Here is a 24,592-nt window from a genome sequence, read left to right on the forward strand (position 1 = left end):
CCGGTCAGGCCGTCACGGACCGGGTGGCCGCGTCGACCGCCCGCCGGTGCAGCGCGTCCAGCCCGCGCGCCCGGGCTCGGACGGCCGGCGCCACCCGCGCCGGGCGGGCGGCGCAGCGGGCGCGCAGCTCGAGGGCCGCGGCGAGCTCGTGGAGCAGGCCGGCGGTCAGCTCATCGAGGCGCTCGCGGATCGCGCCGAGGTCGGGCCGGGTGGTGGGAGCCTCCGCCGGGTGGGCGGCCCAGTGCGCGAGCAGCCCGCGCTGCACCTCCTTGCTGGCGCTGATCTGGTCCCGGAAGAACGCCACGGCCACGTCCGGGTCCACCCCGGCGTCCCGCGCCCGCGCCCGCACCTGGTCGAGCACCTCGCGCTCGCGGACCGGGTCGTCGACGGGGGAGCCGGCGCCGAACTTGGCCGCCGCCACGTCGTCCGTCACCAGGAGCCGTGCGACCACGAGGTCGATCAGCCGGCCCGCCTGCCCGCCCGAGGGGCCCTCGGCCTGGTGCGCGCTCAACCGCGCACCCCGGTCGAGGTCTCGGCTGTGGCGCGGTCCGGCAGCGGGATGGCGCGGAAGACGCCGTCCGGGTCGAGCTGCTCCTTGACCGCCAGCAGCCGCGCGGCGTTCGGGCCGTAGGCGTGGGCGATCTGGTCGGTCGCGTCCGGGCCGAGCAGGTTCGGGTAGCCGCCCGGCAGCGCGGCGGGTTCGAGGGCGCGGACGACGTCGTCGGCCCACGCGGTGTGCTCGGGGGCGCGGACGTCGCCGGGCTCCCAGGTGGCGATGACCTCCACCATGAGGTGCGGGTCGCGGAGGCCGAACGCCGTCTCCGTCACCGGGACCTGGGCCGCGGCCCCGTGCAGGCTGTGGACCGAGACAGCCGACAGCGGCGAGGTCAGGGTCTCGCCCGCGGCGACGAGCGCCTCGCCGACGTCCGCGGTGAGCGACGGCACCGACCGGGTGCGGATCGCGACGTGCCGCCCGACGGGGAACTGCGCGTCGATCCCGGCGAGCATCTGGGGGAGCGTGGTGGGGCCGACCTGGGAGACGAGCGGGGTACCCACGCTGCCGAGCCGCGCCAGGGCGCGCTCGCCCGCTTCCGCGTCGTCGCCGCTCCAGGTGGGTGACGCGAAGACGACGGGCGCACCGTCCGGGCCGGCCAGGACGCCGGTCTGGACGGTCAGCTCGTCCGGCTGCTCCGCGAGCAGGTCCGACAGCCCGGCCAGCACCGTGCCCGCCTGCGCCCACGGGAAGACGACCAGGCCCGAGAGCAGCGTGGGGACGGCCTGGAGCCGCACCCGCATCGACGTGACGACGCCGAAGTTCCCGCCGCCGCCGCGCAGCGCCCAGAACAGGTCCGGTTCGTGCTCGGGATCGGCCGTGACCACCGACCCGTCGGCGAGCACGACGTCCGCCGAGTACAGGTTGTCCAGGGCCAGCCCGAACCGGCCGCCGAGGGGGCCGTACCCGCCGCCCAGGGTGAGGCCGGCCAGGCCCACCGACCCGGCGGTGCCGGTCACCGGCGCCAGGCCGTACGGCGCCGCCGCGGCGGCGACGTCGGCGGCCGTGGCGCCCGCCTGCACCTCCGCGACGCGGGCCGCCGGGTAGACCGTCACGTTCCGCTCGGTGGAGAGGTCGATGGTCAGGCCGCCGGGCCGCAGCGCCCGGCCCGCCCAGTCGTGCCCGCCGCCGCGCACGGAGAGCGGTACCCCGGCCTCCCGCGCGGCCAGCACGGCGCGGCCGACGTCGTCCGGCATGGCGCCGCGGACCACGACGCCGGGTCGTGCGGTGACGGCCCCGTTCCAGAGCTGGACGGCGGCGTCGTAGTCGGCGCCGGTGGTGACGACCGTGCCGCTGCGGAGGGTTCTCCGCAGGAGGTCCACGAGGTGGTCGGCGGGTTCGGACATGGCTGCACTCCCGGTGGCGAAGGACTAAGTAGGGTAACTAGTGCGTCTACTTCGCACCTTAGATCCCCGCCGCCACGAGCGCAACGTCACGACGGCGGGCGCCCGCCGTCGTGGCTCCAGGCCGGCTTGCCGCCGGCCGCCGTCGACGTGATGGTCGTGCCGATCACGAGGAACCGCGCCTCCCCCTCGGCCTTCGGGCAGTGCTCGACCCCGCGCGGGACGACGAAGAGGTCGCCCGGCCCCAGCACGACGTCCCGGTCGCGGAGCTGCACCGTGAGGCTGCCGCTGACGAGCAGGAACGTCTCGTCCTGGTCGTCGTGGGAGTGCCACGTGGTCGAACCGATGCCCTTGGCCACCTTGAACAGGCTGCCGTTGGCCTCCGCGACCGTGCGCTGTGACGCGCGGCGGCTCGTCGTCCCCGGTCGGACGGCGAGCCCGCGTCACACACCCCGTGCCGGTGCTGCGGTGACCGTCTACCGCGCGGTGAGAACCTGTGCCCACGGCTGGTCGATGTCGGCCAACCCCAGGACTGCTGCCACGTTGTCGAGCATCCCGGCGCCGAACCAGAGTCGCACGGCGTCGTCGTCCCCGAGCAGCTCTTGCATCGTCTCGACCTGCTTGGCGTAGCACCGGCGGACGGCCTCGCCGACGAGCGGCTCGCCCGCGGCGCAGTTGGCGTGCATGAGAAAGCGCAGGATGGTGCGGTCCGCGACGAGCGCGGCGTAGGCCTCGCGGGCGGCGCCCAACGCCTCGGACGAGCCGCCCCGGACCGACTCGCGTGCCCCCGGCGCGGGGGAGTGCTGGACCAGGGCATCGTTCATCACGACGGACACGCGGTCGACCGCCGACGCGAACAGCGCTTCCTTGTTCGGGTACAGGCGGTAGAGGTACGGCTGCGAGATGCCGACGGCGTCGGCGATCTCGTGGGTCGTCGTGCCGTAGAAGCCCTTGATCGAGAAGCAGCGGATCGCAGCGTCCACGACGTTCCGACGTCGTTCGTCGCTCTTGGCGCTTGTACCGGCGGCGGGCATGATCAGCAGTCAATCACGGCAGCGCTCAGCGGCCGAAGCTCACGCCGGGGCTGGTGTGGGCCGGCTCCTCGTCGGGTGTGAGCGCCTCGATCGCCACCAGTGGGTTCCAGTAGTCCAGGTAGTGGGTGATCAGGCCGTCGTCGTCGGTCCGGACCACGGAGATGCAGACCTGCTCGTACGGCTTGCCGGTCGGCAGCGCCGTGCCCGTCGAGCGGAACTCCGCGACGACGAGACCCGGATCGACCGTGTCATGGAAGACCAGGTCGACGAACTTCACGTCGAAGGTCTCAGGAAAGTTCTTCATGTGCGCCAGCAGCGCCTCGTGGCCCTCCACGCGCCGTGGCACCCCGGTGGGCGCGTACGGGAACTCGAGCACCGCGTCCGGGGCGAACAGCCGCACCCACTCCTCGGTGCGTCCCTCGGCCGTCAGGCGCAGGTGAGCGGCCACGGCGTGCTGTGCGGCGGCCCGGCGGGTTGTGATCTCGTGCTCGGCAGACATCTCGACCTCTTCTATTAGTGATTGACCTATAACCTAACACGCCGTCGCGCACGGGGTCGCGGAGGACCGGATCCTCCAGGAGAGAGATCAGCGCGCGTGTGTGTGGCCGCCGACCCGAGGTGGTCCTGGCCGTTCCGGCGCGGTCCCCTCAGGCGTCGACGGTCAGCACGATCTTGCCGCGGGTGCGACCCGTCTCGCCGAGCTCGTGCGCGCGGCCGACCTCCTCGAGGGGGAAGGTCCGGGCCACCTCGACCCGCACCTCGCCGGCGTCGATCAGCTCGGCGATACGCGCGAGAGCGGGGGCGTCCGGCTCGACGAGGAACGCGGTCGCACGACCGCCGGCCTCCGCGACCGCTGCGGCGAGCTCCTCGGACACGCCGCCGGGCACGGCAACGATGATGCCGCCCGGGCGGAGCGTGCCGGCCAGCCGCGGGCTCTCGTCGCCGCCGACCAGCTCGACGATCGCGTCCATGTCCGTGATCCGGGTCTCGTACCCGGCGTCGTGGTAGTCCACCACCTCGTCCGCGCCGAGCTCACGCAACCACTCGTGGTTCGCCGCGCTCGCGGTCGCCACGACGTGTGCGCCGAGGTGGCGGGCGAACTGGACCGCGAAGTGCCCCACCCCGCCGGCCCCCGCGGTGATCAGCACGCGCTGCCCCGGCTGCAGGTGCAGGGTGTCGACCAGCACCTGCCAGGCCGTGAGGGCCGCGAGCGGCACGGCCCCGGCCTCGGCGTGGCTCAGCGACGTCGGTGCGAGGGTGAGCTGGCGCGCCGGCGCGGTGACGTACTCGGCGTACGCGCCCGCCGAGCGCGGGAACCACGGCATGCCGTAGACCCGGTCACCGACGGCCAGGGTCGTGACCCCGAACCCGACCTCCTCGACGACGCCGGCCACGTCCCAGCCGAGCACGAAGGGTGGCTCGCCGAGCACGTCGGCCATCCCGTGCCCTTCCCGGGTCTTCCAGTCGACGGGGTTGATCCCGGCGGCGTGGACGCGGACGAGAACTTCGGTGGGGAGCGGCATGGGCCGGGGGACCGTCTCGACCGCGAGGACCTCGCCGCCGCCGAGGCGGTGCTGGACCACAGCGTGCATGGTGCTGTTCTGCGTGCTGTTCTCTGGAGGCATGCGGCCAGCATCGTGCGGCGCGGAATCCGGGAGTAGTAGCCGAAAGGACGTCGGGCGTAACATTCTGGCCATGACGCACCTCGTCGCCGTCCTTGCCCTTGACGGCGTGATCCCGTTCGACCTGGGGATCCCCGCGCGCGTGTTCCGCGAGGCGTACGACGCGGACGGTGCGGCCCTCTACAGCGTGTCCACGTGCTCGCTCGGCGGGCGCCCGGTGCGCACCAGCCAGGACTTCGCCATCACCGTCGAGCACGACGAACAGCTGCTCGCGCAGGCGGACACGGTGGTGGTCGCGACGCAGGAGCCGACGCCGGAGCTGCTGGCCACCGGCACGCTGCCCGACGAGGTCCTGGCCGCGCTCCGGCTCGTCCGGCCCGCCGCGCGGATCGTCAGCCTGTGCACGTCGGCGTTCGTGCTCGCGGCGGCCGGTCTGCTCGACGGCCGGACCGCCACGACCCACTGGAAGCTCAGCGGGGCGTTCGGCGAGCTCTTCCCGCACGTGTCGGTCGATCCCGACGTGCTGTTCGTCGACAACGGCCAGGTCCTGACCTCCGCCGGCGGTGCCGCCGGGATCGACCTCTGCCTGCACCTGGTCCGGCGCGACCACGGCGCCGAGGTCGCCAACGGCGCGGCGCGGCGCTGCGTCGTCGCCCCGTGGCGGGACGGCGGCCAGGCCCAGTTCATCGAGCACCCGCTGCCGGTCGACCCGGACTCGTCGACCGCGGGGGCACGCGCCTGGGCGCTCGCCCATCTCGACGAGCCGATCGGCCTGCTCGAGCTGGCCCGGCACGCGAACATGAGCGTGCGGACCTTCTCGCGCCGGTTTCGCGCCGAGGTAGGGGAGAGCCCGGCGCAGTGGCTGATCCAGCGCCGGGTGGACAGCGCGCGACGCCTGCTCGAGACGTCGGACCTGACCGTCGACCACATCGCCGCGGCCGCCGGGTTCGGCAGCGGGACGCTGCTGCGCAAGCACTTCCACGCCACGCTCGGTGTGGCGCCCGGCGCCTACCGCCGCACGTTCTCCGCGCCGGTCGGGACCTGAGCCGGCATCGCCAGCGCGTCGCCGTGGCGCTCCGCCGCGAGGTGCGTGGTGAGCTGCACGTGTCGGCTGCCGACGTGCAGGTCATGCCAGAAGCGCTGCAGCCCGCTGCCGGAGGCGTAGGGCCACCGGCCGGAGACGCGTACGTCACCGGCGACGCGTCGGCCCCGGCCGTGTGGGTTCCCCGCGCCGCACAGCCGGACGTCAGGGTCCGCGTAGAACTCGGTCAGCAGCTCCTTGGGCAGCAGCGGGGTGAAGGCCGCCTGCGCCTCGACGACCATCGTGGTACGGATTCGAAGGCGGTCGCCTCCAGTCCCGAGTCCCACGACCTGGCCGTTCAGCGGCGCCTGTGGGCCGTCTCCGAAGAGCTCACGGGCGTGTCCTTCCCTCTGGAGCTCCCTCTGGAGTGAAGCACCGCGACGACGCCGACAGCCGCGGGGAGAGCGAGCAGCGCACCGCAGAACACCAGCACCACGACGAGAAACGCCGACGCGACGGCGGCGGTGCCACGCTGCCGTCCGCGCAGGAGGCGGACGCCGGCCAGGGTGCCGACGAGCGTCACCGCCGCGAGCAGCGCGGAGGTGGCGCGGACCAGCCCGTCGAGCGAGAGGACACCGCCGAGGACCGGGGCCGTGACGACCAGGCAGCAGGCGGCGAGGAACGCCAGGCTGCGGCGCGGCTCGCGCCCCGGCCTCGTGCGGCCCACGAGCCACCGTGGCAGCGCCCGGTCCCGTCCGAGCGCCGCGCCCAGGCGGGCCCCGCCGGCCAGGTAGGCGTTGATGGCGCCGAACGTCAGCACCAGGGCCGCGGCGGTGGCCGGTACGGTCCCGGCGGTGCCGAACGCCCGCTGGAGCAGCGTGAGCAGCGGGGCCGGGTCGTGCCCTGCGGTGGGGCCCAGGACGCCGAGCGTGACGACCGACAGCCCCAGGTACAGCACGGTGACCACGGCGAGGGCGAGTGCGGTCGCGAGCCGCAGGCCGCGCCCGGGGTCCGCGAAGTCCGCCGAGAGGTGGGTGGCCGCCTCCCAGCCGGCGAACGCGAAGAACAGCACGGTGGCCGCGACGCCGACGCCCGACCACCCGTGCGGGGCGAACGGCGTGAACGACTCGGGGCGCACGTCGCCGAGCGAGACCGCGACGGTCACGACCAGGAGTGTCACCAGGACGCCGGCGGTCAGCACCTGGACGCGCCCGGTCGCGTGGAGGCCGACAGCGTTCAGGGCGAACGACGCCGCGAGCAGCCCGAGGCCGACCCCCGTGGCGAACCCGGGACCAGCACCCAGGGCGGCGGCGACGTAGTGGCCGCCCATCAGCCCGGCCGCCGTGACGCCGAGCGGCACGGCCGCCAGGAACCACCAGCTCGCCGCCGCGGCGATCCGTCCGTCGAAGGCGAGCGCCGCGAAGTGCGCCACGCCTCCACCGTCGGGATAGGTGCCGCCGAGCGCCGCGAAGGTCGCCGCGACGGGCACGCCGGCGAGGAGGAGCAGGGCCCACGCCAGCAGCGACGCGGGCCCGGCGGCGTCGGCGGCCAGCGTGGGCAGAGTCAGTGCTCCTGGCCCGAGGACGGCGCCGAGCAGCATGACCGATCCCGTCACGACGCCGAGCCCTCGGCGACCCTGCGGGCCCGGGCGAGCGTTCTCTTCCATGTACCGTCCTCTGTCGAATGGCCAAGCGATCGGCCTCAACGTAGGCAGAAGAACGGTGTGGCGGGACCTGTGCCGAACACTGTTCGCCATCGTCGCTAGGATCCCGATCATGGACGAACTTGATTCGGCGATCGTGCAGGCGCTCCAGCGCGATGCGCGGCAGACCAACCGGGACCTCGCCCGCCAGCTCGGCATCGCACCGTCCACCTGCCTGGAACGCGTGCGGCTCCTGCGGGCCCGCGGCGTCATCCGCGGGTACCACGCCGAGATCGACCCGGCGGCGCTGAACCGCAAGGTCGAGGCGTTCGTCTCCATCCGGCTGCGCCCGCTCAACCGCGACGTGATCGACAGGTTCAAGGCCGCGCTGATCGAGCTGCCCGAGGTCATCGCCGTCTACGTGCTGGCCGGTGACGAGGACCTGCTCGCCCACGTGACCGCCCGGGACCTCGACCACCTGCACGCGTTCCTCATCGACCGGCTCAGCCGGCCCCGGGAGGTGGTCACCTTCCGGAGCCAGATCGTCTTCCAGAGCGCGCAGAAGCGGGTGCGCGAGCGTCTGCCCGGGGAATGAACCGGGCGGGGGTCACACGCCGTCGACCACGGCCCGGAGCTGCGCTCGCGCGGTGACTCCCAGGCGAGGGAAGGTCCGGTACAGGTGCGAGCCCACGGTGCGGGGGGAGATGAAGAGCCGCTCCCCGATCTCGCGGTTGGTGAGACCGCGGGCGGCGAGCCGGACGATCTCCTGCTGCTGGGGCGAGAGGTCGGCGAGCGCCTCGCTCGTCGCCGTGCCGACGTCGACGCCGGCGGCCCGTGACTCGGCCAGCGCCCGCTCGAGCCACGGCTCGGCGCCGAGGCGCCGGAAGGTCTCCAGCGCCTCGGCCAGCGGTGCCCGCGCCTCCGCCACGCGTCGCCGACGGCGGAGCCACTCGGCGAGGTCGAGCAGGGCCTGTGCGCGTTCGAACGGCCAGTGCTCGGTGACCGGTTCGGCCAGGGCGGCCCGGAGGTGCGGCTCGGCGCTCGCGGGTTCCGCCAGCAGCCCGCGAGCCCGGTGCAGGAGGGCGCGGAGCCGGGCCGAGGCGTCGTCGCCCAGCCGCCGCGCCGCGCTCTCGACGATCCCGGCGGCCTCCTGGCGGCTGCCGATACGCACCGCAGCGGCCGCGAAGTCGGCGAGGGCGGCGTAGGAGGCGTGGTAGTGCAAGGGGTCTCCGTGGGCGGTGAAGACGGTGCGCAGGTGGCGGTAGGCGGTCTCGTGATCGCCTTCCGCGGACGCGGCGGCGGCGAGCGCGCGCCGGGCGTAGACGGACACCGAACGGCTCTCGAGGGGATCGACGAGGGCGACGGCCCGCGCGGCCCGGGCCCGGGCGGCGCGGACGTCGCCGCGGAGTGCGAGCACCATGGCGTCCACGGCGGTGGCGCACGCCGCGGCGTGGTCGAGCCCGGCCGCGGTGCCCGAGGCGACGATGCGCGCGCTGACCTCGCGGGCCCGGTCCCAGCGGCCCCGCTCCAGGTAGGCCCAGGCCGCGGCGCCGCCCAGGCCGTTCGGCAGCGCGTCGCGGGCGGGCACGACGTCGAAGGCCAGGTCGAACGCGTCGACCGCCTCCGGGGTCTGGTCCAGGAGCCACGCCGCGATGCCGAGGTACGTCAGCTGCTCCGGCCGGTCCCGGTCGCCGGCGGTCGGCTGCGCGCGCAGCGTGCGCAGGTCGGCGCGCCCGGCGTGCACCGGGTCGCAGACGATCCGCACCCAGGCACGCAGGCCCTCCTGCCCGGCGTGCTCGGGGATGCGCCGCAGCAGGTCGTGGATCGCGTGCAGCTCGGCCTCCCGCCCCGAGTAGAACCGGGCGACGGCGGCGTCCGCGAGGATGCGCAGCGCGCTCTCGGGCCGTGTCGTGGCGAACCGGGCGGCGAACTGGGTCAGCCGGGTGAACGCCGTGGTGTGCCGGGCGGTCAGCACGGTCAGCCGGCCCACGTGGACGGCCGCGGCGGCCGTGAGCGAGGCGTCGCCGGTCCGGGTGCGCACCGCGTGCGCCAGCTGCTCAACCCAGGCGAGGTCGCCGGTCGGCACGGCGCTCCGGGCGGCCTCGACGAGCAGCCGGCCGGCGTGCTCGGCGTGCGGTGTGAGCTCCGCCGCGCGGTGCAGCGCCTTCGCCGCGGCGGCGTGGCCGCCGCGCTGTCGTGCCTGCTCCGCGGTGCGCTCCAGCAGCTCGGCGGTCGCGGCGTCCTGTCCGGTGCGGGCCGCGGCGAGGTGCCAGGCGCGCCGGTCCGGCTCGTCGTGCAGCAGCTCCGCGACCGCCTCGTGGGCCGCGCGGCGGTCGTCCGGAGCGGCCGTCTGGTAGATCGCAGCGCGGACGAGCGGGTGACGGAACCGCACGCGTCCGCCCGTGCGCACGACGAGCCCTGCCCGTTCCGCGGGCTCCCAGACGTCGTGCGGCGCGCGTGCCGGCACGGGCGCGATCGCGGCGTCGACCGGGTCCGTCGCCGCGAGGCACAGCAGTGCCTGCCGGGTGGCGTGCGGCAGCCCGTGTGCCCAGCCGCCGAACGTACGTGCCACCTGGTCGCCGACCGGGAGCGGACCGGCCGCGGTGCGGTGCCCCGCCGGGTCCTGGGCGGCAGCCCGGGACAGCTCGACGAGCGCGAGCGGACTGCCCGCCGCCTGCTCGAGGACGTCGGCGGCGAGGCGCGCCGCGGCCCGGACCGGCAGGCCCTCGAGCAGGTGGGCCGCCTCGGCGTCGTCGAGGGGCGCGAGGACCGTGACGGGCACGTCGCGCTCGAAGCCCCCGACCGTGTGGCCGGTCTCGGCGGCAAGCAGCAGCGTGACGTGCTCACCGCGCAGCCGCCGGGCGGCGAAGGCGAGGGCGTCCAGCGAGGACCGATCGCAGCGGTGCGCGTCGTCCAGGAGCACCAGGACCGGCTGCCGGGCAGCCAGGTCGGACAGCAGGCCGAGCACCGCGTCACCCGTGGCCATGACGTCCGGGCCCGCCGCGTCGGTGCCCGGTCCGGTACCCATCGCCGAGCGCAGCGCCGGCCGTTGGCGCTCGGGGAGCGTGTCGATCCGGTCCGTCACGGGCCGGAGCAGCTGGTGCAGCGTGGCGAACGCGAGCCCCCGCTCGGCCTCGCTTCCCCGGGCGCGCAGCACCAGGGACCCGCGGGCGTCGGCGTCGCGCGCCAGGGCGTCCAGCAGGGTGGACCGGCCGATCCCGGCGTCGCCCACGAGCAGCTGGACGGTGCCCGCGCGGCCGGGGTCGTCGATCGCCTGCAGCAGCCGGGCCACGCCGTCCGCCCTGACCGACGGCGCGCTCCGCGAGCTCCTGAGCCGCGCGAGGTCCCAGGCCTGGTCCCGGCGGTCGTCCTGCGGCTCCATGGCGCCTCCTGAGATTGCGGGGGCCGCCCGCCATCCTACGAGCCGGGGGACAGCGGCGCGGGCCGGCCAGCAGGTGCAGTCGACTGACGGATACCGGCCTGGCGGGCCCGCTTCCTAGGGTCGCGGAGCAGACCTCCGCAGAGACAAGGGCACACATGACGCAGATCACCCTCGGCGACGTCACCGTCACCCGGGTCCGGGAGTACTTCGGCTCCGTCGAGATGACTCCCCGGACGTTCTTCCCGGACAGCTCCACGGAGGTGTGGGACCAGACGCCGTGGCTGGCGCCCCACTTCGTGGACCCCACGACCGACGTCGTGAACTCGGCGGTCCAGACCTGGCTGCTGCGCAGCGAGGGCCGGACGATCCTCGTCGACACCGGCGTCGGGAACCACAAGGAACGGCCGTATTCCCCGGTGTGGAGCCACCTGGAGACCGACTTCCTGCAGAACCTCGCGCGCGCCGGCGTGCAGCCCGAGGACGTCGACCTCGTGATCAACACGCACCTCCACGTCGACCACGTCGGCTGGAACACCTACCTCGACGGCCGCACCTGGGTCCCCACCTTCCCGAACGCCACCTATCTGATGCCGAAGGCCGACTTCGACTTCTGGAACCCGGCCAACGGCCACCAGCCCGTTCTCGGGCGCGGCAACCAGAACGTCTTCGAGGACAGCGTCGCCCCGGTGCACCAGGCCGGCCAGGTGCTGCTCTGGGAGCACGGCCACCAGGTCGACGCGCACCTGCGGCTCGACGCGGCCCCGGGGCACACGCCCGGATCGTCCACGCTCACGCTGACCTCCGGCACCGATCGCGCCGTCTTCGTCGGCGACATGCTGCACAGCCCCGTGCAGTTCCTCGAACCCGACGCCAACAGCTGCTTCTGCGAGGACCCGGCGCTCGCCCGGGCCACCCGGCGCTCGGTGCTCGGCTGGGCGGCCGACAACAACGCGCTCGTCCTGCCGGCCCACCTCGGTGGCCACGGTGCGGCCGAGCTCTCCCGCGACGGCAGCGCCTTCGCGGTGAAGAGCTGGGCGCCGTTCTCCCCGTACCTCACCGAGCAGTCGTGACCCCGGCGAACCCGACCCCGGCGAACCCGACCCCGACCTACCAGCACCCCGTGAAGAGGCCACAGATGAGCAGCGCCACCGACGTCGTCGTCACCACGGACCGGGGAGCCGTTCGCGGCACCCGCGGCCACACCGCGGCCGTGTTCCTCGGCGTCCCGTACGCCGCCGCACCCCGCGGCGGGGGGCGGTTCGAGCCGCCGCAGGAGCACGCGCCGTGGGACGGCGTCCGCGACGCCACCCGGCCCGGCCCCACCGCGCCCCAGGCCGAGCGTCGCCTCGGCAGCATCGACATGTCGCCCTACTTCGGCACCGGCTGGAGCAAGGGCGACGACTACCTGACCGTCGACGTCTGGGCGCCGCCAGGCTTGACCGGCGACCTCCCGGTCATGGTCTTCGTCCACGGGGGCGGCTTCGTCGCCGGGTCGACGCGCGCCGCCCTCTACGACGGCTCCGCGTTCGCCCGAGACGGCGTCGTGCTGGTGAGCGTCACCTACCGGCTGGGTATCGCCGGGTTTCTCGACGTCCCGGGGGCCCCCGCCAACCGCGGCCTGCTCGACGTCGTCGCGGCGCTGGGGTGGGTGCGGCGCAACATCGCGGCATTCGGGGGCGACCCGGGCAACGTCACCCTGTTCGGCCAGTCGGCCGGGGCGACGATCGTCGGTGGCATCCTCGCGCACCGCGCGGCGGCGGGACTCTTCCGCCGGGCGATCGTCCAGAGCGGCAGCGGGCTCGGCGCGTTCACCCCCGAGCAGGCGGCCCGGGTCACCGACGCGGCGGTGCGGCACCTCGGGATCGAACCTCGGGTGGACCAGCTCGCGCAGGTCTCGGACGAGCGGCTCGTCGAGGCCGCGTCCCGCCTGGGCGGCATCGACCTGCGGACCGGGACCCACCACGACCCGCTGATCGGGCTGAGCCCGTTCAGCCTGGTCCTCGACGAGCAGCCCGCCGTGTCGGTCGCCGCGGGAGTGGCCGCCGACGTCGACCTGCTCGTCGGGACCACCACGGAGGAGGGCAACCTCTACCTGGTCCCGGTGGGCACGTTCGCGACCTCCGAGGCGGCGGACGTCGCACGCGCCGCGGCCGCGTCCCACCCCGACCCGCTCCGGCTCGTCGAGACCTACCGTGCGTCCAGGCCGCGGGCGACCGAGGGCGAGCTGCGGTCCGCGATCATGGGCGACGCGTTGTTCGGCGCCGGTACCTGGGCGCTCGCGGAGGCCCACGCCGGCCACGGGCCGTCGGCCACGTTCGCCTACGAGTTCGCGTGGCGCTCCGGGGCGCTCGACGGACAGCTCGGCGCCGCGCACACGGTCGAGCTCCCCTTCGTCTTCGACACGGCGGACCTGCCGCAGCTGACCGGTGCGCTCGCGCTGCTCGGGTCCCGGGGCGCGCCCGACGGGCTCGCGGCGCGCGTGCACCAGGCATGGGTGCGGTTCGCCCGCACCGGCGACCCGGGGTGGGCCCGGTACGACGACCGGCGCCGGGCCACCCTGCGCATCGACACGGAGTGGGCCGAGGTGGAGGACCCGCGCGCCGCGGAGCGGCGGGCCTGGTCCGCCGACCTCCTCAGCCCAGCCGGGCCGTGAGCCCGTCCAGCAGGATCCCGAGGTGCCGCTCGAACCGCGCGTCGCCGTGGTCGCGCAGGTGGCCCGCCTCCGTGACCAGCGGCACGTCCGGGCCGAGCCAGGCGTCCCGTTCGGTGACGGAGTAGCGCCCGGGATCGGTCTCGGCCGACTGCCGGTGCTCCTGCTCCTCGATGACGAAGCCGACCACGAAGGCGACGACCAGGTCCGTGGCGTCGTCGGCCTCGGTGAGCGTCAGGCCCTGCTCGGTCCAGCGCGCGAACCACGGTTCGCGCGCCCGGACCACCTCGGGATCGGTGACGCGGGTGCCGCTGAACATGCGGGCGCCGTCCCGGTGGAGCAGGAACTCCGCGCGCAGGATGCGGGCGTGCGCGGCGAGGTCGTCACGCCAGCCGGCCCCGGGCGCGGTCTGCGCCAGGGCGGTGCTGACCCGCCGCATCACGGTGGTGCTCATCTCGTCGAGCAGCTCCTGCTTGTCGCGCAGGTGCCAGTACAGCGCAGGCGGCCGCACGTCGAGCCGGGCGGCGAGCGCACGGACCGTGATGCCGTCCATGCCCTTCTCGTCGAGCAGCTCGAGTGCGGCCGCGACGATCCGTTCGCGCGTGATGCCCTTGGCCATGGTTGACACCTTAACAAAGTTCAGGCAGCCTGAGCACACCACGAATTGAACTTAGTTAAGGAGAATCCGATGCGCGCTGCCGTCGTCAACACCGCCGGGGAACCGCCTGTCTGCGCCGAGTTCGCCGATCCGGTGGCCCGGCCCGGCCAGGAGCCGCTGCACCTGGTCGGGGCGGGTCTGCACCATGTCGTGCGCGGGCTGGCCGCCGGCCGCCACTACGGCAGCGACCACACCTTTCCGCTGGTGCCGGGCGTCGATGCCGTGGCCCGGACCGGCGACGGGCGGCTGGTCTACACCGGATTCGCCCGCGCGCCGTGGGGCACGATGGCCGAGCGGATGGTCACCCCGTTCGAGCTCGAGCTGCCCGCGGGTGCGGACCCGCTCGAGGTGGCGGCCGGCATGAACCCGGGCCTGTCCGGCTGGATGGTCCTCTCTGCCCGGCGCAAGGAGGTCGGCCGGCTCGGCACGGTCCTGGTGCTCGGGGCCACGGGGGCGTCCGGCACCCTGGCGGTGCGGGCGGCGCAGGCGCTCGGCGCCGAGCGGGTGGTCGCCGCCGGCCGCGACCCGGAGTCGCTGGAGCGGCTGCGCGGCCTGGGTGCGGTGCCCGTCTCGCTCGGGCACGACGAGCCCGGCGCCGTGGCGCACGCGCTCGCCGCCGCCGTCGACGACGCTCCGCCCGCCCTCGTGCTCGACTTCGTGTGGGGCCCGGTCGCCGAGGCGGCGTTCGCCGCCCTGGGCCGCGGCGGCCCGGCCGCCGACGGGCCGGAGATCGCCTACGTGCAGATCGGTTCGCTCGCCGGCTCCGAGGCGGCGCTGCCCGCGGCCCTGCTGCGCAGCCGTCGCATCCGGATCACAGGGAGCGGCATCGGCGCGTTCTCCCGGGCGGAGCTGCTCGCGGAGGCCCCCGCAGTCCTCGCCGCCTTCGCGGACGGCACGCTCCAGATGCCGTACACCGCGTACCCGTTGAGCCGGGTGGGGGACGCCTGGGCGCACCGGGGGAGCGCCCGCGCCGTCGTCGTCCCGGACTGAACCGACGAAGGATCCGAGGAAGAGGAGAGCGTGATGGCGAGACGAGCACTGGTCGTGGGGCTGGGGATCGCGGGCATGTCGGCGGCGATCGGGCTGCGGGAGGCCGGGTGGTCGCCGGTGGTCGTCGAACGGGCGCCGGACCGGCGGCAGGGCGGGTACTTCGTCGGCCTGCTGCCCGACGGCAGGCGGGCGGCGGTGGATCTCGGCATCGCCGAGCATCTGCACACCCGCAACCCCGCCGGCGGTGGGACGGCCTGGGAGCTGGACCGACGCGGCAACCGTGCCCCCGGGCTGGGGTTCCTGCACCAGCCGGGCCGGCCCGCGGCGGTGGTCCGCGGCGACATCGAGGCCGCGCTCTGGCAGGGCCTCGGCCAGGAGGGGCGTGCGCGGATCGAGGTGCGGTTCGCCACGACGCCCGTCGAGATCAGCCACGAGGACGGCGGCGTCCGGGTGCTGCTCCGGGACACCCGGACCGGGCAGGAGCACCACGAGGAGTACGACCTCGTCGTCGGCGCGGACGGGCTGCGGTCCGACGTGCGCCGCCTGGTCTTCGGTCCGCACGCGCGGTACGTCCGGGACTGGGACGCCATGATCTGTGCCTTCCAGCTGCCGGGCCAGGTGCCGGGCTACGGCGACCAGGACAGCATCATCAGCGCCCGTGCGGGCCGGGCGGCCTGGGTGTTCGGCTTCGCCGACCGGGCGCCCACCGCCCTGCTGACCTACCGCACGGCGAACGTGCCCGAGCAGTTCGCGGGGGACCGGGTCGAGCGGCTGCGCTCCGTCTACTCCGGCATGGACGACCCGGTCGTGCGGTACGTCCTGGACGAGGTCGAACGAGCGCCGGAGTACCTGTTCGACTCGGTGCACCAGGTCAGGATGCCGCGGTGGAGCACGGGCCGGGTGGTGCTGGTGGGCGACGCGGCCTGGTGCCTGAACCTCTACTCGGGCATGGGCGCCACGAGCGCGCTCCGGGGCGGCGCGGAGCTGGGCAGGGCGCTGCGGGACGCGCCGGACGACGTCCGCGCCGCACTGACCGCCTGGGAGTCGGCGCTGCGTCCGTCGATCGTGCGGCACCAGCGCGTCGCGCGCCTCAAGCAGCAGATGTTCGTGCCGTCGGGCCGGTGGGCGGAGGCGGTGCGGTCGGTCGTCCTCCGGCTCGGCGGTGCGGCCCGCAGGCGGCGGCTGGCCCGGGACCTCGTTGCCGCGCCGGCCGGGAGCGGCCGCGCGTCGTAGCGGGTGGTGTCACGCCCGGGGCGGACGGCCGTCGCCGTCCGCCAGCGCCGCCCGGAGCGTGTCGAGCACGGCGTGCAGACCGTCGGTGAAGCTCGCGTCGGCGGACTCGCTCCAGCGGCGGAAGGCCTGACCGATCGCCACGGAGGCCACCTGCGCGACGAGCGTCGCCGTCGCGGGGTCGGTGCCGCGCTCCCGCAGGGCCTCGTCGAGTGCCGCGCTCACCGCCGCGGACTTGGTGCGTTCGCGTTCCTGCAGCTCGGCGCTGCTGTCGATCACCGCCCGGCGCCGGGCGACGTGGTCGTGGCCCAGGGCCTCCGTGAGCTGCGTGCCCAGCCGGTCGCAGGCGTCGAGCACCGCGGCCAGCGGCGGCGCGGCCGGGTCCGCGCCGAGCACCGCCTCCCGCAGGACGGCGGGCAGCCGCTCCGAACCGGCGAACAGCACCTCGCGCTTGTCGGGGAAGTAGCGGAAGAACGAGCGGCGGGTGAGGCCGGCGCGCTCGGCGATGTCCGCGACTGTCACGTTCTCGTAGCCGTGCTCGAGGTAGAGGTCGAGCGCGGCGGTGGTCAGGCGCTCCTGCGCTCCGGGATCCCATCTCGCCACCGTCCGAGGCTAACACCGACGACACTGTGTGACATCGGTGCTAGCCTCCGTGATGACACTGTGTGTCATCACGGACTGCCCGGGGAGGCCCGGGCACGGCGAGCGGAGGGTTCAGATGGAGCAGGGCAACCGGACGGACGAGGTATGGGTGCTCGGCGCGACGGGCCGAACCGGCCGGGCGGTCGCCGCCCGGCTGGCCGCGGACGGGGTGCCTCCCGTGCTCGTCGGCCGGAACCGCGGACGGCTCGAACGGGTCGGCGCCACGCTCGGCCTCACCCACGGGCCGAAGGCGGTGGTCGCCGGCACGCCCGAGGCCATCGCGGCCGAGATCTCCAGGCAGCGACCCGCGGTCGTGGTCAACACCCTCGGCGACTACGCCCGGACCGCGCTGCCGATCGCGCGCGCCTGCCTGCCCGGGGGTCACTACGTCGACCTCGCGGCGGACGTGCCCGCCATGCTGCGGCTGGCCGCGCTGCACCCGGAGGCGCAGGGCGCGGGCAGCACGCTGGTCACCGGCGCCGGATTCGGCGTGCTGGGTACGCAGGCCGTCGTGACGATGCTGGGAGAGGGGCGCCCGGCGCCCAGCCGGGTCCGGGTCGACGCCGTCCCCTCGGTGGCCGTCGAGGCCGGCCGTCTGGGGGAGGCGCTCGCGGCCAGCATCGTCGACGTCCTCACCACCGGCGGACGGCGCTACGTGGGTGGCCGGCTGGTGCGTCGCCGGCTCGGCTCCGACTCGTACCCCCTCACGCTGCCCGACGGCGAGACCGTGACGACCGTCGGCGTCCCGTCCGGTGAGCTGTACGCCGCGCAGGTCGCCAGCGGTGCGCCGGACGTCGTCGCCGCCTCGACGCTCGTCCCGTCCGCGCGCGTGGTCCGGGCCCTGCTGCCGGTCGCCGGCGCGCTGCTCGGCGTGCCCGCCCTGCGACGCCTGGCCGTCTCGTGGCTCGCCAGGGTCGAGGGCGAGGCCCGCCCCCGGCCCCGTGAGCACACGTGGGGGCACGCGGTCCTCACGTGGTCCGACGGCACCGTGCGGGAGGGCTGGCTGCGGGCCGGCGACGCCATGGACTTCACGGCCGCCGTCGCCGCGAGGGCGGCGGAACGCCTTCTTCGTGGCGAGGCCGCGCCGGGCGCCTGGACGCCCACCGCCGCCCTCGGGCCGGAGCTGGCGGTGGAGGCGGGCGCGACGCTCATCCCCGGCAGTCGAGAGCGCTCGATCGACTCTCGCGAATAATCTATTGATTATCGAGCGATGTATGTCGATAATCGCTGCATGACTCGCATCGTCTTCTTCATGCTCACGTCGCTGATCCTCGGCGGCATCGCCATCGGGCTGTTCGCCCAGGCGGTGATCCTGCCGGGGATCGCCGCCGACGAGGTCCGGCACTTCCCCCCGTACGAGCCCTACCGGGTCCCGCTCCTGGCGGCCGGGATCGCGTTCATCGCATGCGCCCAGGTGGCGCTCGCGGCCCTCTGGGCCCTCGTGTTCCGCGCCCAGACGGGCGTCTTCTTCCGGCCCGGCACGCAGCGCTGGGTGGTCACGATCGGCGCCGCGGTCGGCGTCGCGACGCTGCTCACCTGCGGCCTCTTCCTCTACGTGACGTTCGTGGGGATCCCGATGCCCGGCGACATGGGGGACATCGGGCTGTGGATGGCGAGCGGCCTGGGCTGCCTGGTCGGCGCGGCGCTCCTCGGGGTCGTGTTCGTGACCCACCGGCTCATCGGGCGGGCGACCGATGCGCAGACCGAGCTGGACGGCGTGCTCTGATGGCGATCGTCGTCGAGATCGACGTGCTCCTGGCCAGACGGAAGATGTCGGTCGGCGACTTCGCCGACGCGATCGGCCTGAGTCCCGCCAACGTGTCGGTGCTGAAGAACGGCCGGGCGAAGGCGGTGCGGTTCTCGACGCTGAACGCGATCTGCGAGGTGCTGCAGTGTCAGCCGGGGGACGTGCTGCGGTGGGTGCCGGACGGCGGCGAGCCGGAGGGAGTGGCGGCGCGGCGAACGGCGACCGCCGACCGGCAGGAGTGAGGGCGTCCTGGGGTCGCGACGTCCGGTCGTGAGTGGTCCGTATCGACCCCGGTCGATACCGAGCTACCTTGCGATGCAAGGGACCTGCTATCGTGTATCGCATGGTACCGACACCGGACATCGTCCTGACGCAGCTGCGCAAAGGGGTCGTGGAGTACTGCGTCCTGGCCTGCCTGCGTTCGGGGCCGGCCTACGGGCTCGAGCTCGCCGACCGTCTCGGCTCCGACAGCTCCCTGCTGACCAGCGAGGGGACGCTGTACCCGCTGCTGTCGCGCGTGCGGCAGCAGGGCTGGGTGACCACGACCCAGGTGCCCTCCGCCGTGGGCCCGCCGCGCCGGTACTACGAGATCACCGACGAGGGCCGGGCGGCGTTGGAGACCTTCCTCGCGACCTGGTCCCGTTTCACGACCGACGTCCGCACGACCCTGGAGTCCTGATGACCATAACGCCCGAGCTCCCGCCCCTGGTCGAGGCCTACCTCGCCGACCTGGACCGCGCCCTGGCCGGCACCGACCCGCGCGAGCGCGCCGACACGGTGGCGGCGGTGCGCGAGCACGCCGTCGAGTCGCTGGCCCGGCACGGCCGCAACGACGACGGGGCCCGCCGGGTGCTCGGCGAGCTGGGCCCCGTGGAGCACATCGCCGCCGAGGCGACGCCCGCCCCGGTCGCCGCCCCGGCGGCCCCGGCCGGAAAGGTCGAGCCGACGGACGTGGTGCTGGCCGCGCTCGCCGTCCTGCTCTGGCCGCTGGCTCCGGTCTTCCTCGTCTGGGCGACCGTGCGGCTGCGCGCCGGCGTCGGGAACCGTGCCCTGCAGTGGGTCACGATCGCGCTGAGTGCCGTCACCGTCGTCGCCGGTGTCGTGCTCGTCGTGACGCATCTCCTGAGCCGCGCCGCGTAGGGCGGACTCGGCCACGTTCTCCTCGGCCGCTGGTCGTCGAGATCGAACCCGTCCTCGTCGGCTGCGGCGAGCAGACCAGTGCGTCGACCACCGTCGTCCCGGCGTGCAGCAGCAACGAGTATCTTCCGGGAGTGGTCTCGAGGAGCGTGTGTACCGTCATGTGCCGAAACCTAGTACCTGTCACCGACACAGTCGTCAAGCTCTCTCGAGTGCCGTGGACAGGAGGTCAGCCACATCCACGGACGCCTCGCCACTCCCGCTGTGTGTGACCCCGACGCCGACGAGGCGCCCGTCCTCCGCCTCCGCGAACGCGATGCTGCCGACCTCGACGGGGTTCGACGACATGCTCGTGAAGGTGAATCCGACGGCCTCGTCGGGTAGGCCGTCGATCGGCTCCGCGGTCGCCTTGCCGTAGCTGCCCTTCTCGGCGTCGGTCGAGCACTCGTCGACAGCCGCCTCGACGGCCGCGAGCATCGACGCGGCATCGGGATAGGTCCCGCCCCCGGGGACGAACACGGTGGCGCCGACGACGTCGCCGTTCTCGAGCACGTACTGCTCGCCGGTCGTCCCGTCGGCGGCGTTCGACAGCCTCGACGTCTCCAGGTGGCCGAGCGCGTCGCACCAGCCGACCCCTGGTGCTCCCATGTCGCCGTCGGTGGTCTCCTGGACCGGGGGGAGCGCGTCGGTGTCCAGCAGTGCCGCCGCGGTGCCGCAGGCGGTCAGCAGCAGCGGGGCCGCGCACAGTGCGGCAAGCAGGGGGTACCTGCTACGTCGCGTCGTTGTCCGAGCACGCATTCGTACAGCCCCCCATGACGTCGCCGGCAGCCGCATCTTCGTCGAAGTAGTTGTTCGCGTCGCGTGCTCGCGGTGCTCGCGGTACTTGTTGGCTTCGAACAGCCGACAGCCGGCGGTGCGCGGCCGGGACGGCTCAGCGTCGGGTCGAGCGCCGGACGTCCGTCCCGGCCCGCAGGGCCCGCGGGATCTCGGCGACGTCGTCGACACGCGCGACGAGGCGTTCGACGTCGTCGGCCGGTGCCGGGGAGTCGACGGTGAGCGTGTAGACGATGCCGGTGGAACGCCACGCGTCGTCGAAGGTGCCGTCGGCCGTCACGGCGACGCCGGTCACGTCGATGCCGAGCTCGCGTGCCTCGCGGAAGGTGTCGTTGAGCACGCAGACCGCGACGGCGAGGTGGAGCATCTGCGCACCGTTGCTCGCCGGGTGAGCCACGATGCCGTCGGCCGTCCAGGTGTGGGGGAGGGCGACGCCGTCGGCGGGGCGGAGGCTACCGGCGCCGGCGGTGACGCCGAAGGATGACAGCGGGTCCATACCGGCAGCATGCACCCTCGGGCCCCGCTCCTCACACGGAGAAGTACTTCGCTTCTGGGTGATGGAACACGAACGCGTCCGTCGACTGCTCCGGGTGCAGCTGCAGCTCGTCCGACAGCGTGACCCCCACCCGCTCCGGCCGCAGCAGCTCCACCACCTTGTGCCGGTCCTCCATGTCGGGGCACGCGGGGTACCCGAGCGACATCCGCGCCCCGCGGTAGTCGAGCTTGAACAGACCCTCCACCGACGTCGGCTCCTCCGCAGCGAACCCCAGCTCCGCCCGCACGCGCGCGTGCCAGAACTCCGCCAGTGCCTCGGTGAGCTGCACCGACAGCCCGTGCAGCTCCATGTACTCGCGGTACTTGTTGGCCTCGAACAGCCGACCGGTGTGCGCGGACACGGAGTCCCCGACCGTCACGAGCTGCACCGGCAGCACGTCGAACCGCCCGGTCTCCTCGACCCACGACCGCGGCCGGATGAAGTCCGCGAGGCACAGGTGCCGGTCGCGGCGCTGCCGCGGGAAGGTGAACCGCAGCCGCTCCGTCCCCACGGGACCGCCGGAGCCACCGTCGGGCGCGCCGATGCCGGCCAGGTCGCCGTGGTGGGCCACCACCACGGAGTCGCCCTCCGACCACACGGGGAAGTACCCGTAGACCACCGTGGGGTCCATGATCTGGTCGGTCCGGATCCGCTCCAGCCACTCGGCCAGGCGCGGCCGGCCCTCGGTCTCCACGAGCTCCTCGTAGGACGCGCCGTCGGCGGACCGCCCCGGCTTGAGCCCCCACTGGCCCATGAACGTCGCGCGCTCGTCGAGGAACGCCGCGTACTCCGAGAGCTGCACGCCCTTCACGATGCGCGTGCCCCAGAACGGCGGGTCGGGCACCTCGTTGTCCGTGGCGACGTCCGACCGGGCGGGCAGCTCCTCCACGGGCGTCTGCGTCACGGTCACCACGGAGTGCCGCCGCTTGCGCAGCGCCGGCAGCCCGACGTCGTCCGGGGCGGCGCCGCGCGCGATGCGCACGAGCGGCTCCATGAGCCGCAGGCCCTCGAAGGCGTCCTTCGCGTAGCGGACGACGCCGGGGAACGCACCGGCGAGGTCGTCCTCCACGTACGTGCGGGTCAGCGCCGCGCCGCCGAGCAGCACGGGCCAGCGCTTCTCGAACCCGCGCGAGGCCAGCTCTTCGAGGTTCTCCTTCATCACCACCGTCGACTTCACGAGCAGGCCGGACATGCCGATGACGTCGGCGTCGTGCTCGATCGCGGCGTCGATCATGGCGCTCACCGGCTGCTTGATGCCGATGTTGACCACCCGGTAGCCGTTGTTCGTGAGGATGATGTCCACGAGGTTCTTGCCGATGTCGTGCACGTCGCCGCGCACCGTGGCCAGCACGATGGTGCCCTTGGACCCGGAGTCGCCCTCGACCCGCTCCATGTGCGGTTCCAGCAGCGCGACGGCGGCCTTCATCACCTCCGCCGACTGCAGCACGAACGGCAGCTGCATCTCGCCGCGCCCGAACAGGTCGCCCACCACCTTCATGCCCTCGAGCAGGTGGTCGTTGACGATGTCCAGCGCCTTCATCCCGGCGCCCAGCGCCTCGTCGACGTCGGCCTCCAGGCCCTTGCGGGCGCCGTCGACGATGCGCCGCGCCAGCCGCTCGCCGATCGGCAGCGCCGCGAGCTCCGCGGCCCGCTGGTCCCGGATCGCCGCGGCGTCCACGCCCTCGAACAGGTCCAGCAGCTTCGAGAGCGGGTCGTAGGTCAGGTTGCCGTCGGCGTCCCACTCGCGCTTGTCCCACACCAGGTCGAGGGCCGTCTGCCGCTGCTCGTCCGGGATGGAGGCCAGCGGCAGGATCTTCGCCGCGTGCACGATCGCCGAGTCCAGTCCCGCGGCGACCGCCTCGTGCAGGAACACCGAGTTGAGCACGGCCCGGGCCGCCGGGTTGAGGCCGAACGACACGTTCGACACGCCGAGCGTCGTGTGCACGCCCGGATAGGCCTGCGTGATGCGCCGGATCGCCTCGATGGTCTCGATCGCGTCGCGCCGCGTCTCCTCCTGTCCGGTCGCGATGGGGAAGGTCAGGGCGTCGACGATGATGTCGTCCACCCGCATGCCCCAGTCGCCCACCAGGGTGTCGATCAGGCGGGAGGCGATCGCGACCTTGTGGTCGGCGGTGCGGGCCTGCCCCTCCTCGTCGATCGTCAGGGCGACGACGGCGGCGCCGTGCTCCACCACCGCGGGCATGATCCGGGCGAAGCGCGAGGTGGGCCCGTCGCCGTCCTCGAAGTTCACCGAGTTGACCACGCCGCGGCCGCCCAGCAGCTCCAGGCCCGCGCGGATCACGGCGGGCTCGGTGGAGTCGATCACGAGCGGCAGCGTGCTCGCGGAGGCCAGGCGGGACACGACGTCGCGCACGTCAGCGACGCCGTCGCGCCCCACGTAGTCCACGCAGACGTCCAGCAGGTGCGCGCCGTCGCGCGTCTGGGCGCGCGCGATGTCGACGACGTCGTCCCAGCGGCCCTCCAGCATCGCCTCCCGGAACGCCTTCGACCCGTTCGCGTTGGTGCGCTCGCCGATGGCGAGGAAGCTCGTCTCCTGCCGCAGCTCCGTGGCCGAGTACAGCGAGGCGACGGCGTTCTCGCGCACCGGCTCGCGCGGCGCCACCGGCTGCCCGCCCACGGCCTCGACCACGAGCCGCATGTGCTCCGGCGTGGTGCCGCAGCAGCCGCCCACCAGGCCGAGCCCGAACTCGCGCGCGAACTGCGTGTGCGCGGCGGCCAGCTCCTCGGGGGTGAGCGGGTAGGTGGCGCCGTCCGGCCCCAGCACCGGCAGGCCCGCGTTCGGCATGCAGGCCACGGGCACCTCGGCGTGCTGCGACAGGTGCCGCAGGTGCTCGCTCATCTGCTCCGGGCCGGTGGCGCAGTTCATGCCGATCGCGTCGACGCCGAGCGCCTGCAGCGCCACCAGCGCCGCGCCGATCTCCGAGCCCATGAGCATGGTGCCCGTGGTCTCGACCGTCACCGACACGATGACCGCCACCCGCCGCCCGACCTCCGCCATCGCCTGCCGGCAGCCCGTCACCGCGGCCTTGGCCTGCAGCAGGTCCTGGCTGGTCTCGACGAGCAGCGCGTCCGCGCCGCCCTCGATCAGGCCCGCAGCCTGCTCGGCGAACGTGTCCCGCAGGTGTGCGTACGTGGTGTGGCCCAGCGACGGCAGCTTGGTGCCCGGACCCATCGAGCCCAGCACCCAGCGCGGCTTCTGCGGCGTCGCGTACGCGTCCGCGCGCTCGCGGGCCAGCGCGGCGCCCGCGCGGGCGAGCTCGCGGATGCGGTCGTCGATGCCGTAGTCCGACAGGTTGGACCAGTTGGCGCCGAAGGTGTTCGACTCGATCGCGTCCACGCCCACCTCGAGGAACGCGTCGTGGACGCCCGCGATCAGGTCGGGGCGCGAGACCGTGAGGATCTCGTTGCACCCCTCCAGGTCCTGGTAGTCCGCCAGCGTCGGGTTCGCCGCCTGGATCATGGTGCCCATGGCGCCGTCGGCCACGACCACGCGCGTGCGCATGGCGTCCAGGAGGGCTGCGGAGCGGTCGCCCAGGGCGGGCAGGGTCGCG

The 24,592-nt window shown here is 74.1% G+C and carries 25 protein-coding genes; 11 read left to right on the forward strand and 14 right to left on the reverse strand.

The window, feature by feature from the left end; translation table 11 throughout:
• Window positions 1–4: 4 nt before the first annotated feature.
• The 6 genes from aroQ to APR03_RS15200 all read right to left on the reverse strand — a co-directional run bounded on the left by aroQ (window position 5) and on the right by APR03_RS15200 (window position 4,555).
• Complete coding sequence (gene aroQ / locus APR03_RS15175; protein WP_253836937.1) at window positions 5–511, reverse strand: gamma subclass chorismate mutase AroQ; 507 nt, start codon at window positions 509–511, stop codon at window positions 5–7.
• On the reverse strand, window positions 508–1,899 hold the full coding sequence (locus APR03_RS15180; protein WP_253836939.1) for an FAD-binding oxidoreductase: 1,392 nt from the start codon (window positions 1,897–1,899) through the stop codon (window positions 508–510). Before APR03_RS15180 ends, aroQ begins: the two co-directional genes overlap by 4 nt.
• Window positions 1,900–1,985: 86 nt before the next feature.
• Complete coding sequence (locus APR03_RS15185) at window positions 1,986–2,255, reverse strand: cupin domain-containing protein (protein WP_253836941.1); 270 nt, start codon at window positions 2,253–2,255, stop codon at window positions 1,986–1,988.
• A gap of 117 nt (window positions 2,256–2,372) precedes the next feature.
• On the reverse strand, window positions 2,373–2,930 hold the full coding sequence (locus tag APR03_RS15190; RefSeq protein WP_253836943.1) for a TetR/AcrR family transcriptional regulator: 558 nt from the start codon (window positions 2,928–2,930) through the stop codon (window positions 2,373–2,375).
• Between the two features lie 25 nt (window positions 2,931–2,955).
• The gene (locus tag APR03_RS15195) at window positions 2,956–3,429 is read right to left on the reverse strand and encodes a nuclear transport factor 2 family protein (protein WP_253836945.1); all 474 of its coding nucleotides are present in this window, start codon (window positions 3,427–3,429) and stop codon (window positions 2,956–2,958) included.
• Between the two features lie 148 nt (window positions 3,430–3,577).
• Window positions 3,578–4,555 (reverse strand): NADP-dependent oxidoreductase, encoded by a 978-nt coding sequence (locus APR03_RS15200; protein ID WP_253836946.1) that lies wholly within the window; start codon window positions 4,553–4,555, stop codon window positions 3,578–3,580.
• A 70-nt stretch (window positions 4,556–4,625) separates the two neighbouring features.
• Between APR03_RS15200 and APR03_RS15205 the strand changes: the two genes are divergently transcribed.
• Window positions 4,626–5,597, forward strand: coding sequence for a GlxA family transcriptional regulator (locus APR03_RS15205; RefSeq protein ID WP_253836948.1), 972 nt, complete (start codon window positions 4,626–4,628; stop codon window positions 5,595–5,597).
• Here APR03_RS15205 and APR03_RS15210 read toward each other — a convergent pair.
• A complete protein-coding gene (locus tag APR03_RS15210; protein WP_253836950.1) occupies window positions 5,561–5,875 on the reverse strand; it encodes a hypothetical protein in 315 nt (104 codons plus the stop codon). The two genes, APR03_RS15205 and APR03_RS15210, sit on opposite strands and share 37 nt — an antisense overlap.
• A 56-nt stretch (window positions 5,876–5,931) precedes the next feature.
• Window positions 5,932–7,239, reverse strand: coding sequence for an APC family permease (locus APR03_RS15215; protein WP_253836951.1), 1,308 nt, complete (start codon window positions 7,237–7,239; stop codon window positions 5,932–5,934).
• Window positions 7,240–7,348: 109 nt separating this feature from the next.
• Here APR03_RS15215 and APR03_RS15220 point away from each other — a divergent pair, with 109 nt between their 5' ends.
• Window positions 7,349–7,810 (forward strand): Lrp/AsnC family transcriptional regulator, encoded by a 462-nt coding sequence (locus tag APR03_RS15220; protein WP_253836952.1) that lies wholly within the window; start codon window positions 7,349–7,351, stop codon window positions 7,808–7,810.
• A gap of 12 nt (window positions 7,811–7,822) precedes the next feature.
• Here APR03_RS15220 and APR03_RS15225 read toward each other — a convergent pair whose 3' ends face one another.
• Window positions 7,823–10,597, reverse strand: coding sequence for a helix-turn-helix transcriptional regulator (locus tag APR03_RS15225; protein ID WP_253836953.1), 2,775 nt, complete (start codon window positions 10,595–10,597; stop codon window positions 7,823–7,825).
• 155 nt (window positions 10,598–10,752) lie between these two features.
• Between APR03_RS15225 and APR03_RS15230 the strand changes: the two genes are divergently transcribed.
• Together APR03_RS15230 and APR03_RS15235 are read left to right on the forward strand one after the other, a co-directional pair.
• Window positions 10,753–11,667, forward strand: a complete 915-nt coding sequence (locus APR03_RS15230) for an MBL fold metallo-hydrolase (protein ID WP_253836954.1) — start codon at window positions 10,753–10,755, stop codon at window positions 11,665–11,667.
• Between the two features lie 65 nt (window positions 11,668–11,732).
• Window positions 11,733–13,250 carry a carboxylesterase/lipase family protein gene (locus APR03_RS15235; protein WP_253836955.1) on the forward strand — a complete coding sequence of 506 codons (1,518 nt, stop codon included), beginning with the start codon at window positions 11,733–11,735 and terminating at the stop codon, window positions 13,248–13,250.
• Here the strand turns inward: APR03_RS15235 and APR03_RS15240 are convergent.
• Window positions 13,231–13,866 carry a TetR/AcrR family transcriptional regulator C-terminal domain-containing protein gene (locus APR03_RS15240; RefSeq protein ID WP_253836956.1) on the reverse strand — a complete coding sequence of 212 codons (636 nt, stop codon included), beginning with the start codon at window positions 13,864–13,866 and terminating at the stop codon, window positions 13,231–13,233. The two genes, APR03_RS15235 and APR03_RS15240, sit on opposite strands and share 20 nt — an antisense overlap.
• A 69-nt stretch (window positions 13,867–13,935) precedes the next feature.
• Here APR03_RS15240 and APR03_RS15245 point away from each other — a divergent pair, with 69 nt between their 5' ends.
• Together APR03_RS15245 and APR03_RS15250 are read left to right on the forward strand one after the other, a co-directional pair.
• Complete coding sequence (locus tag APR03_RS15245; protein WP_253836957.1) at window positions 13,936–14,895, forward strand: quinone oxidoreductase family protein; 960 nt, start codon at window positions 13,936–13,938, stop codon at window positions 14,893–14,895.
• Window positions 14,896–14,928: 33 nt separating this feature from the next.
• Window positions 14,929–16,128, forward strand: a complete 1,200-nt coding sequence (locus APR03_RS15250; protein ID WP_253836958.1) for an FAD-dependent monooxygenase — start codon at window positions 14,929–14,931, stop codon at window positions 16,126–16,128.
• Between the two features lie 9 nt (window positions 16,129–16,137).
• Here the strand turns inward: APR03_RS15250 and APR03_RS15255 are convergent, their stop codons facing one another.
• Window positions 16,138–16,728, reverse strand: a complete 591-nt coding sequence (locus tag APR03_RS15255) for a TetR family transcriptional regulator (RefSeq protein ID WP_253836959.1) — start codon at window positions 16,726–16,728, stop codon at window positions 16,138–16,140.
• Window positions 16,729–16,843: 115 nt separating this feature from the next.
• Here APR03_RS15255 and APR03_RS15260 point away from each other — a divergent pair, with 115 nt between their 5' ends.
• The 5 genes from APR03_RS15260 (at window position 16,844) to APR03_RS15280 (ending at window position 19,654) form a co-directional block, all read left to right on the forward strand.
• Window positions 16,844–17,959: a saccharopine dehydrogenase family protein gene (locus tag APR03_RS15260; protein ID WP_253836960.1), complete on the forward strand. Its 1,116-nt coding sequence runs from the start codon at window positions 16,844–16,846 to the stop codon at window positions 17,957–17,959.
• 39 nt (window positions 17,960–17,998) lie between these two features.
• Window positions 17,999–18,493, forward strand: a complete 495-nt coding sequence (locus tag APR03_RS15265; RefSeq protein WP_253836961.1) for a DUF2975 domain-containing protein — start codon at window positions 17,999–18,001, stop codon at window positions 18,491–18,493.
• Complete coding sequence (locus tag APR03_RS15270) at window positions 18,493–18,756, forward strand: helix-turn-helix domain-containing protein (RefSeq protein ID WP_253836962.1); 264 nt, start codon at window positions 18,493–18,495, stop codon at window positions 18,754–18,756. Before APR03_RS15265 ends, APR03_RS15270 begins: the two co-directional genes overlap by 1 nt.
• Before the next feature lie 101 nt (window positions 18,757–18,857).
• Window positions 18,858–19,193 carry a PadR family transcriptional regulator gene (locus tag APR03_RS15275; RefSeq protein ID WP_253836963.1) on the forward strand — a complete coding sequence of 112 codons (336 nt, stop codon included), beginning with the start codon at window positions 18,858–18,860 and terminating at the stop codon, window positions 19,191–19,193.
• Complete coding sequence (locus tag APR03_RS15280; protein WP_253836964.1) at window positions 19,193–19,654, forward strand: HAAS signaling domain-containing protein; 462 nt, start codon at window positions 19,193–19,195, stop codon at window positions 19,652–19,654. Before APR03_RS15275 ends, APR03_RS15280 begins: the two co-directional genes overlap by 1 nt.
• Window positions 19,655–19,849: 195 nt before the next feature.
• Here the strand turns inward: APR03_RS15280 and APR03_RS15285 are convergent, their stop codons facing one another.
• The 3 genes from APR03_RS15285 to metH all read right to left on the reverse strand — a co-directional run bounded on the left by APR03_RS15285 (window position 19,850) and on the right by metH (window position 24,543).
• Window positions 19,850–20,449: a hypothetical protein gene (locus tag APR03_RS15285; protein ID WP_253836965.1), complete on the reverse strand. Its 600-nt coding sequence runs from the start codon at window positions 20,447–20,449 to the stop codon at window positions 19,850–19,852.
• 133 nt (window positions 20,450–20,582) lie between these two features.
• Window positions 20,583–20,981, reverse strand: a complete 399-nt coding sequence (locus APR03_RS15290) for an OsmC family protein (protein WP_253836966.1) — start codon at window positions 20,979–20,981, stop codon at window positions 20,583–20,585.
• Window positions 20,982–21,012: 31 nt separating this feature from the next.
• Window positions 21,013–24,543, reverse strand: a complete 3,531-nt coding sequence (metH, locus tag APR03_RS15295) for a methionine synthase (protein ID WP_253837227.1) — start codon at window positions 24,541–24,543, stop codon at window positions 21,013–21,015.
• Window positions 24,544–24,592 lie beyond the last annotated feature (49 nt).

The organism is Promicromonospora thailandica, from assembly GCF_024171955.1.
Classification (GTDB): domain Bacteria; phylum Actinomycetota; class Actinomycetes; order Actinomycetales; family Cellulomonadaceae; genus Promicromonospora; species Promicromonospora thailandica.

Bases quoted from the DNA above. Each gene is read 5' to 3' on its own strand.
- APR03_RS15180 (WP_253836939.1), bottom strand. From the start codon at position 1,899: ATGTCCGAACCCGCCGACCACCTCGTGGACCTCCTGCGGAGAACCCTC.
- APR03_RS15190 (WP_253836943.1), bottom strand. From the start codon at position 2,930: ATGCCCGCCGCCGGTACAAGCGCCAAGAGCGACGAACGACGTCGGAAC.
- APR03_RS15195 (WP_253836945.1), bottom strand. From the start codon at position 3,429: ATGTCTGCCGAGCACGAGATCACAACCCGCCGGGCCGCCGCACAGCAC.
- APR03_RS15200 (WP_253836946.1), bottom strand. From the start codon at position 4,555: ATGCCTCCAGAGAACAGCACGCAGAACAGCACCATGCACGCTGTGGTC.
- APR03_RS15205 (WP_253836948.1), top strand. From the start codon at position 4,626: ATGACGCACCTCGTCGCCGTCCTTGCCCTTGACGGCGTGATCCCGTTC.
- APR03_RS15210 (WP_253836950.1), bottom strand. From the start codon at position 5,875: ATGGTCGTCGAGGCGCAGGCGGCCTTCACCCCGCTGCTGCCCAAGGAG.
- APR03_RS15215 (WP_253836951.1), bottom strand. From the start codon at position 7,239: ATGGAAGAGAACGCTCGCCCGGGCCCGCAGGGTCGCCGAGGGCTCGGC.
- APR03_RS15220 (WP_253836952.1), top strand. From the start codon at position 7,349: ATGGACGAACTTGATTCGGCGATCGTGCAGGCGCTCCAGCGCGATGCG.
- APR03_RS15225 (WP_253836953.1), bottom strand. From the start codon at position 10,597: ATGGAGCCGCAGGACGACCGCCGGGACCAGGCCTGGGACCTCGCGCGG.
- APR03_RS15230 (WP_253836954.1), top strand. From the start codon at position 10,753: ATGACGCAGATCACCCTCGGCGACGTCACCGTCACCCGGGTCCGGGAG.
- APR03_RS15235 (WP_253836955.1), top strand. From the start codon at position 11,733: ATGAGCAGCGCCACCGACGTCGTCGTCACCACGGACCGGGGAGCCGTT.
- APR03_RS15240 (WP_253836956.1), bottom strand. From the start codon at position 13,866: ATGGCCAAGGGCATCACGCGCGAACGGATCGTCGCGGCCGCACTCGAG.
- APR03_RS15245 (WP_253836957.1), top strand. From the start codon at position 13,936: ATGCGCGCTGCCGTCGTCAACACCGCCGGGGAACCGCCTGTCTGCGCC.
- APR03_RS15250 (WP_253836958.1), top strand. From the start codon at position 14,929: ATGGCGAGACGAGCACTGGTCGTGGGGCTGGGGATCGCGGGCATGTCG.
- APR03_RS15260 (WP_253836960.1), top strand. From the start codon at position 16,844: ATGGAGCAGGGCAACCGGACGGACGAGGTATGGGTGCTCGGCGCGACG.
- APR03_RS15265 (WP_253836961.1), top strand. From the start codon at position 17,999: ATGACTCGCATCGTCTTCTTCATGCTCACGTCGCTGATCCTCGGCGGC.
- APR03_RS15270 (WP_253836962.1), top strand. From the start codon at position 18,493: ATGGCGATCGTCGTCGAGATCGACGTGCTCCTGGCCAGACGGAAGATG.
- APR03_RS15275 (WP_253836963.1), top strand. From the start codon at position 18,858: ATGGTACCGACACCGGACATCGTCCTGACGCAGCTGCGCAAAGGGGTC.
- APR03_RS15280 (WP_253836964.1), top strand. From the start codon at position 19,193: ATGACCATAACGCCCGAGCTCCCGCCCCTGGTCGAGGCCTACCTCGCC.
- APR03_RS15285 (WP_253836965.1), bottom strand. From the start codon at position 20,449: ATGCGTGCTCGGACAACGACGCGACGTAGCAGGTACCCCCTGCTTGCC.
- APR03_RS15290 (WP_253836966.1), bottom strand. From the start codon at position 20,981: ATGGACCCGCTGTCATCCTTCGGCGTCACCGCCGGCGCCGGTAGCCTC.
- metH (WP_253837227.1), bottom strand. From the start codon at position 24,543: ATGCGCACGCGCGTGGTCGTGGCCGACGGCGCCATGGGCACCATGATC.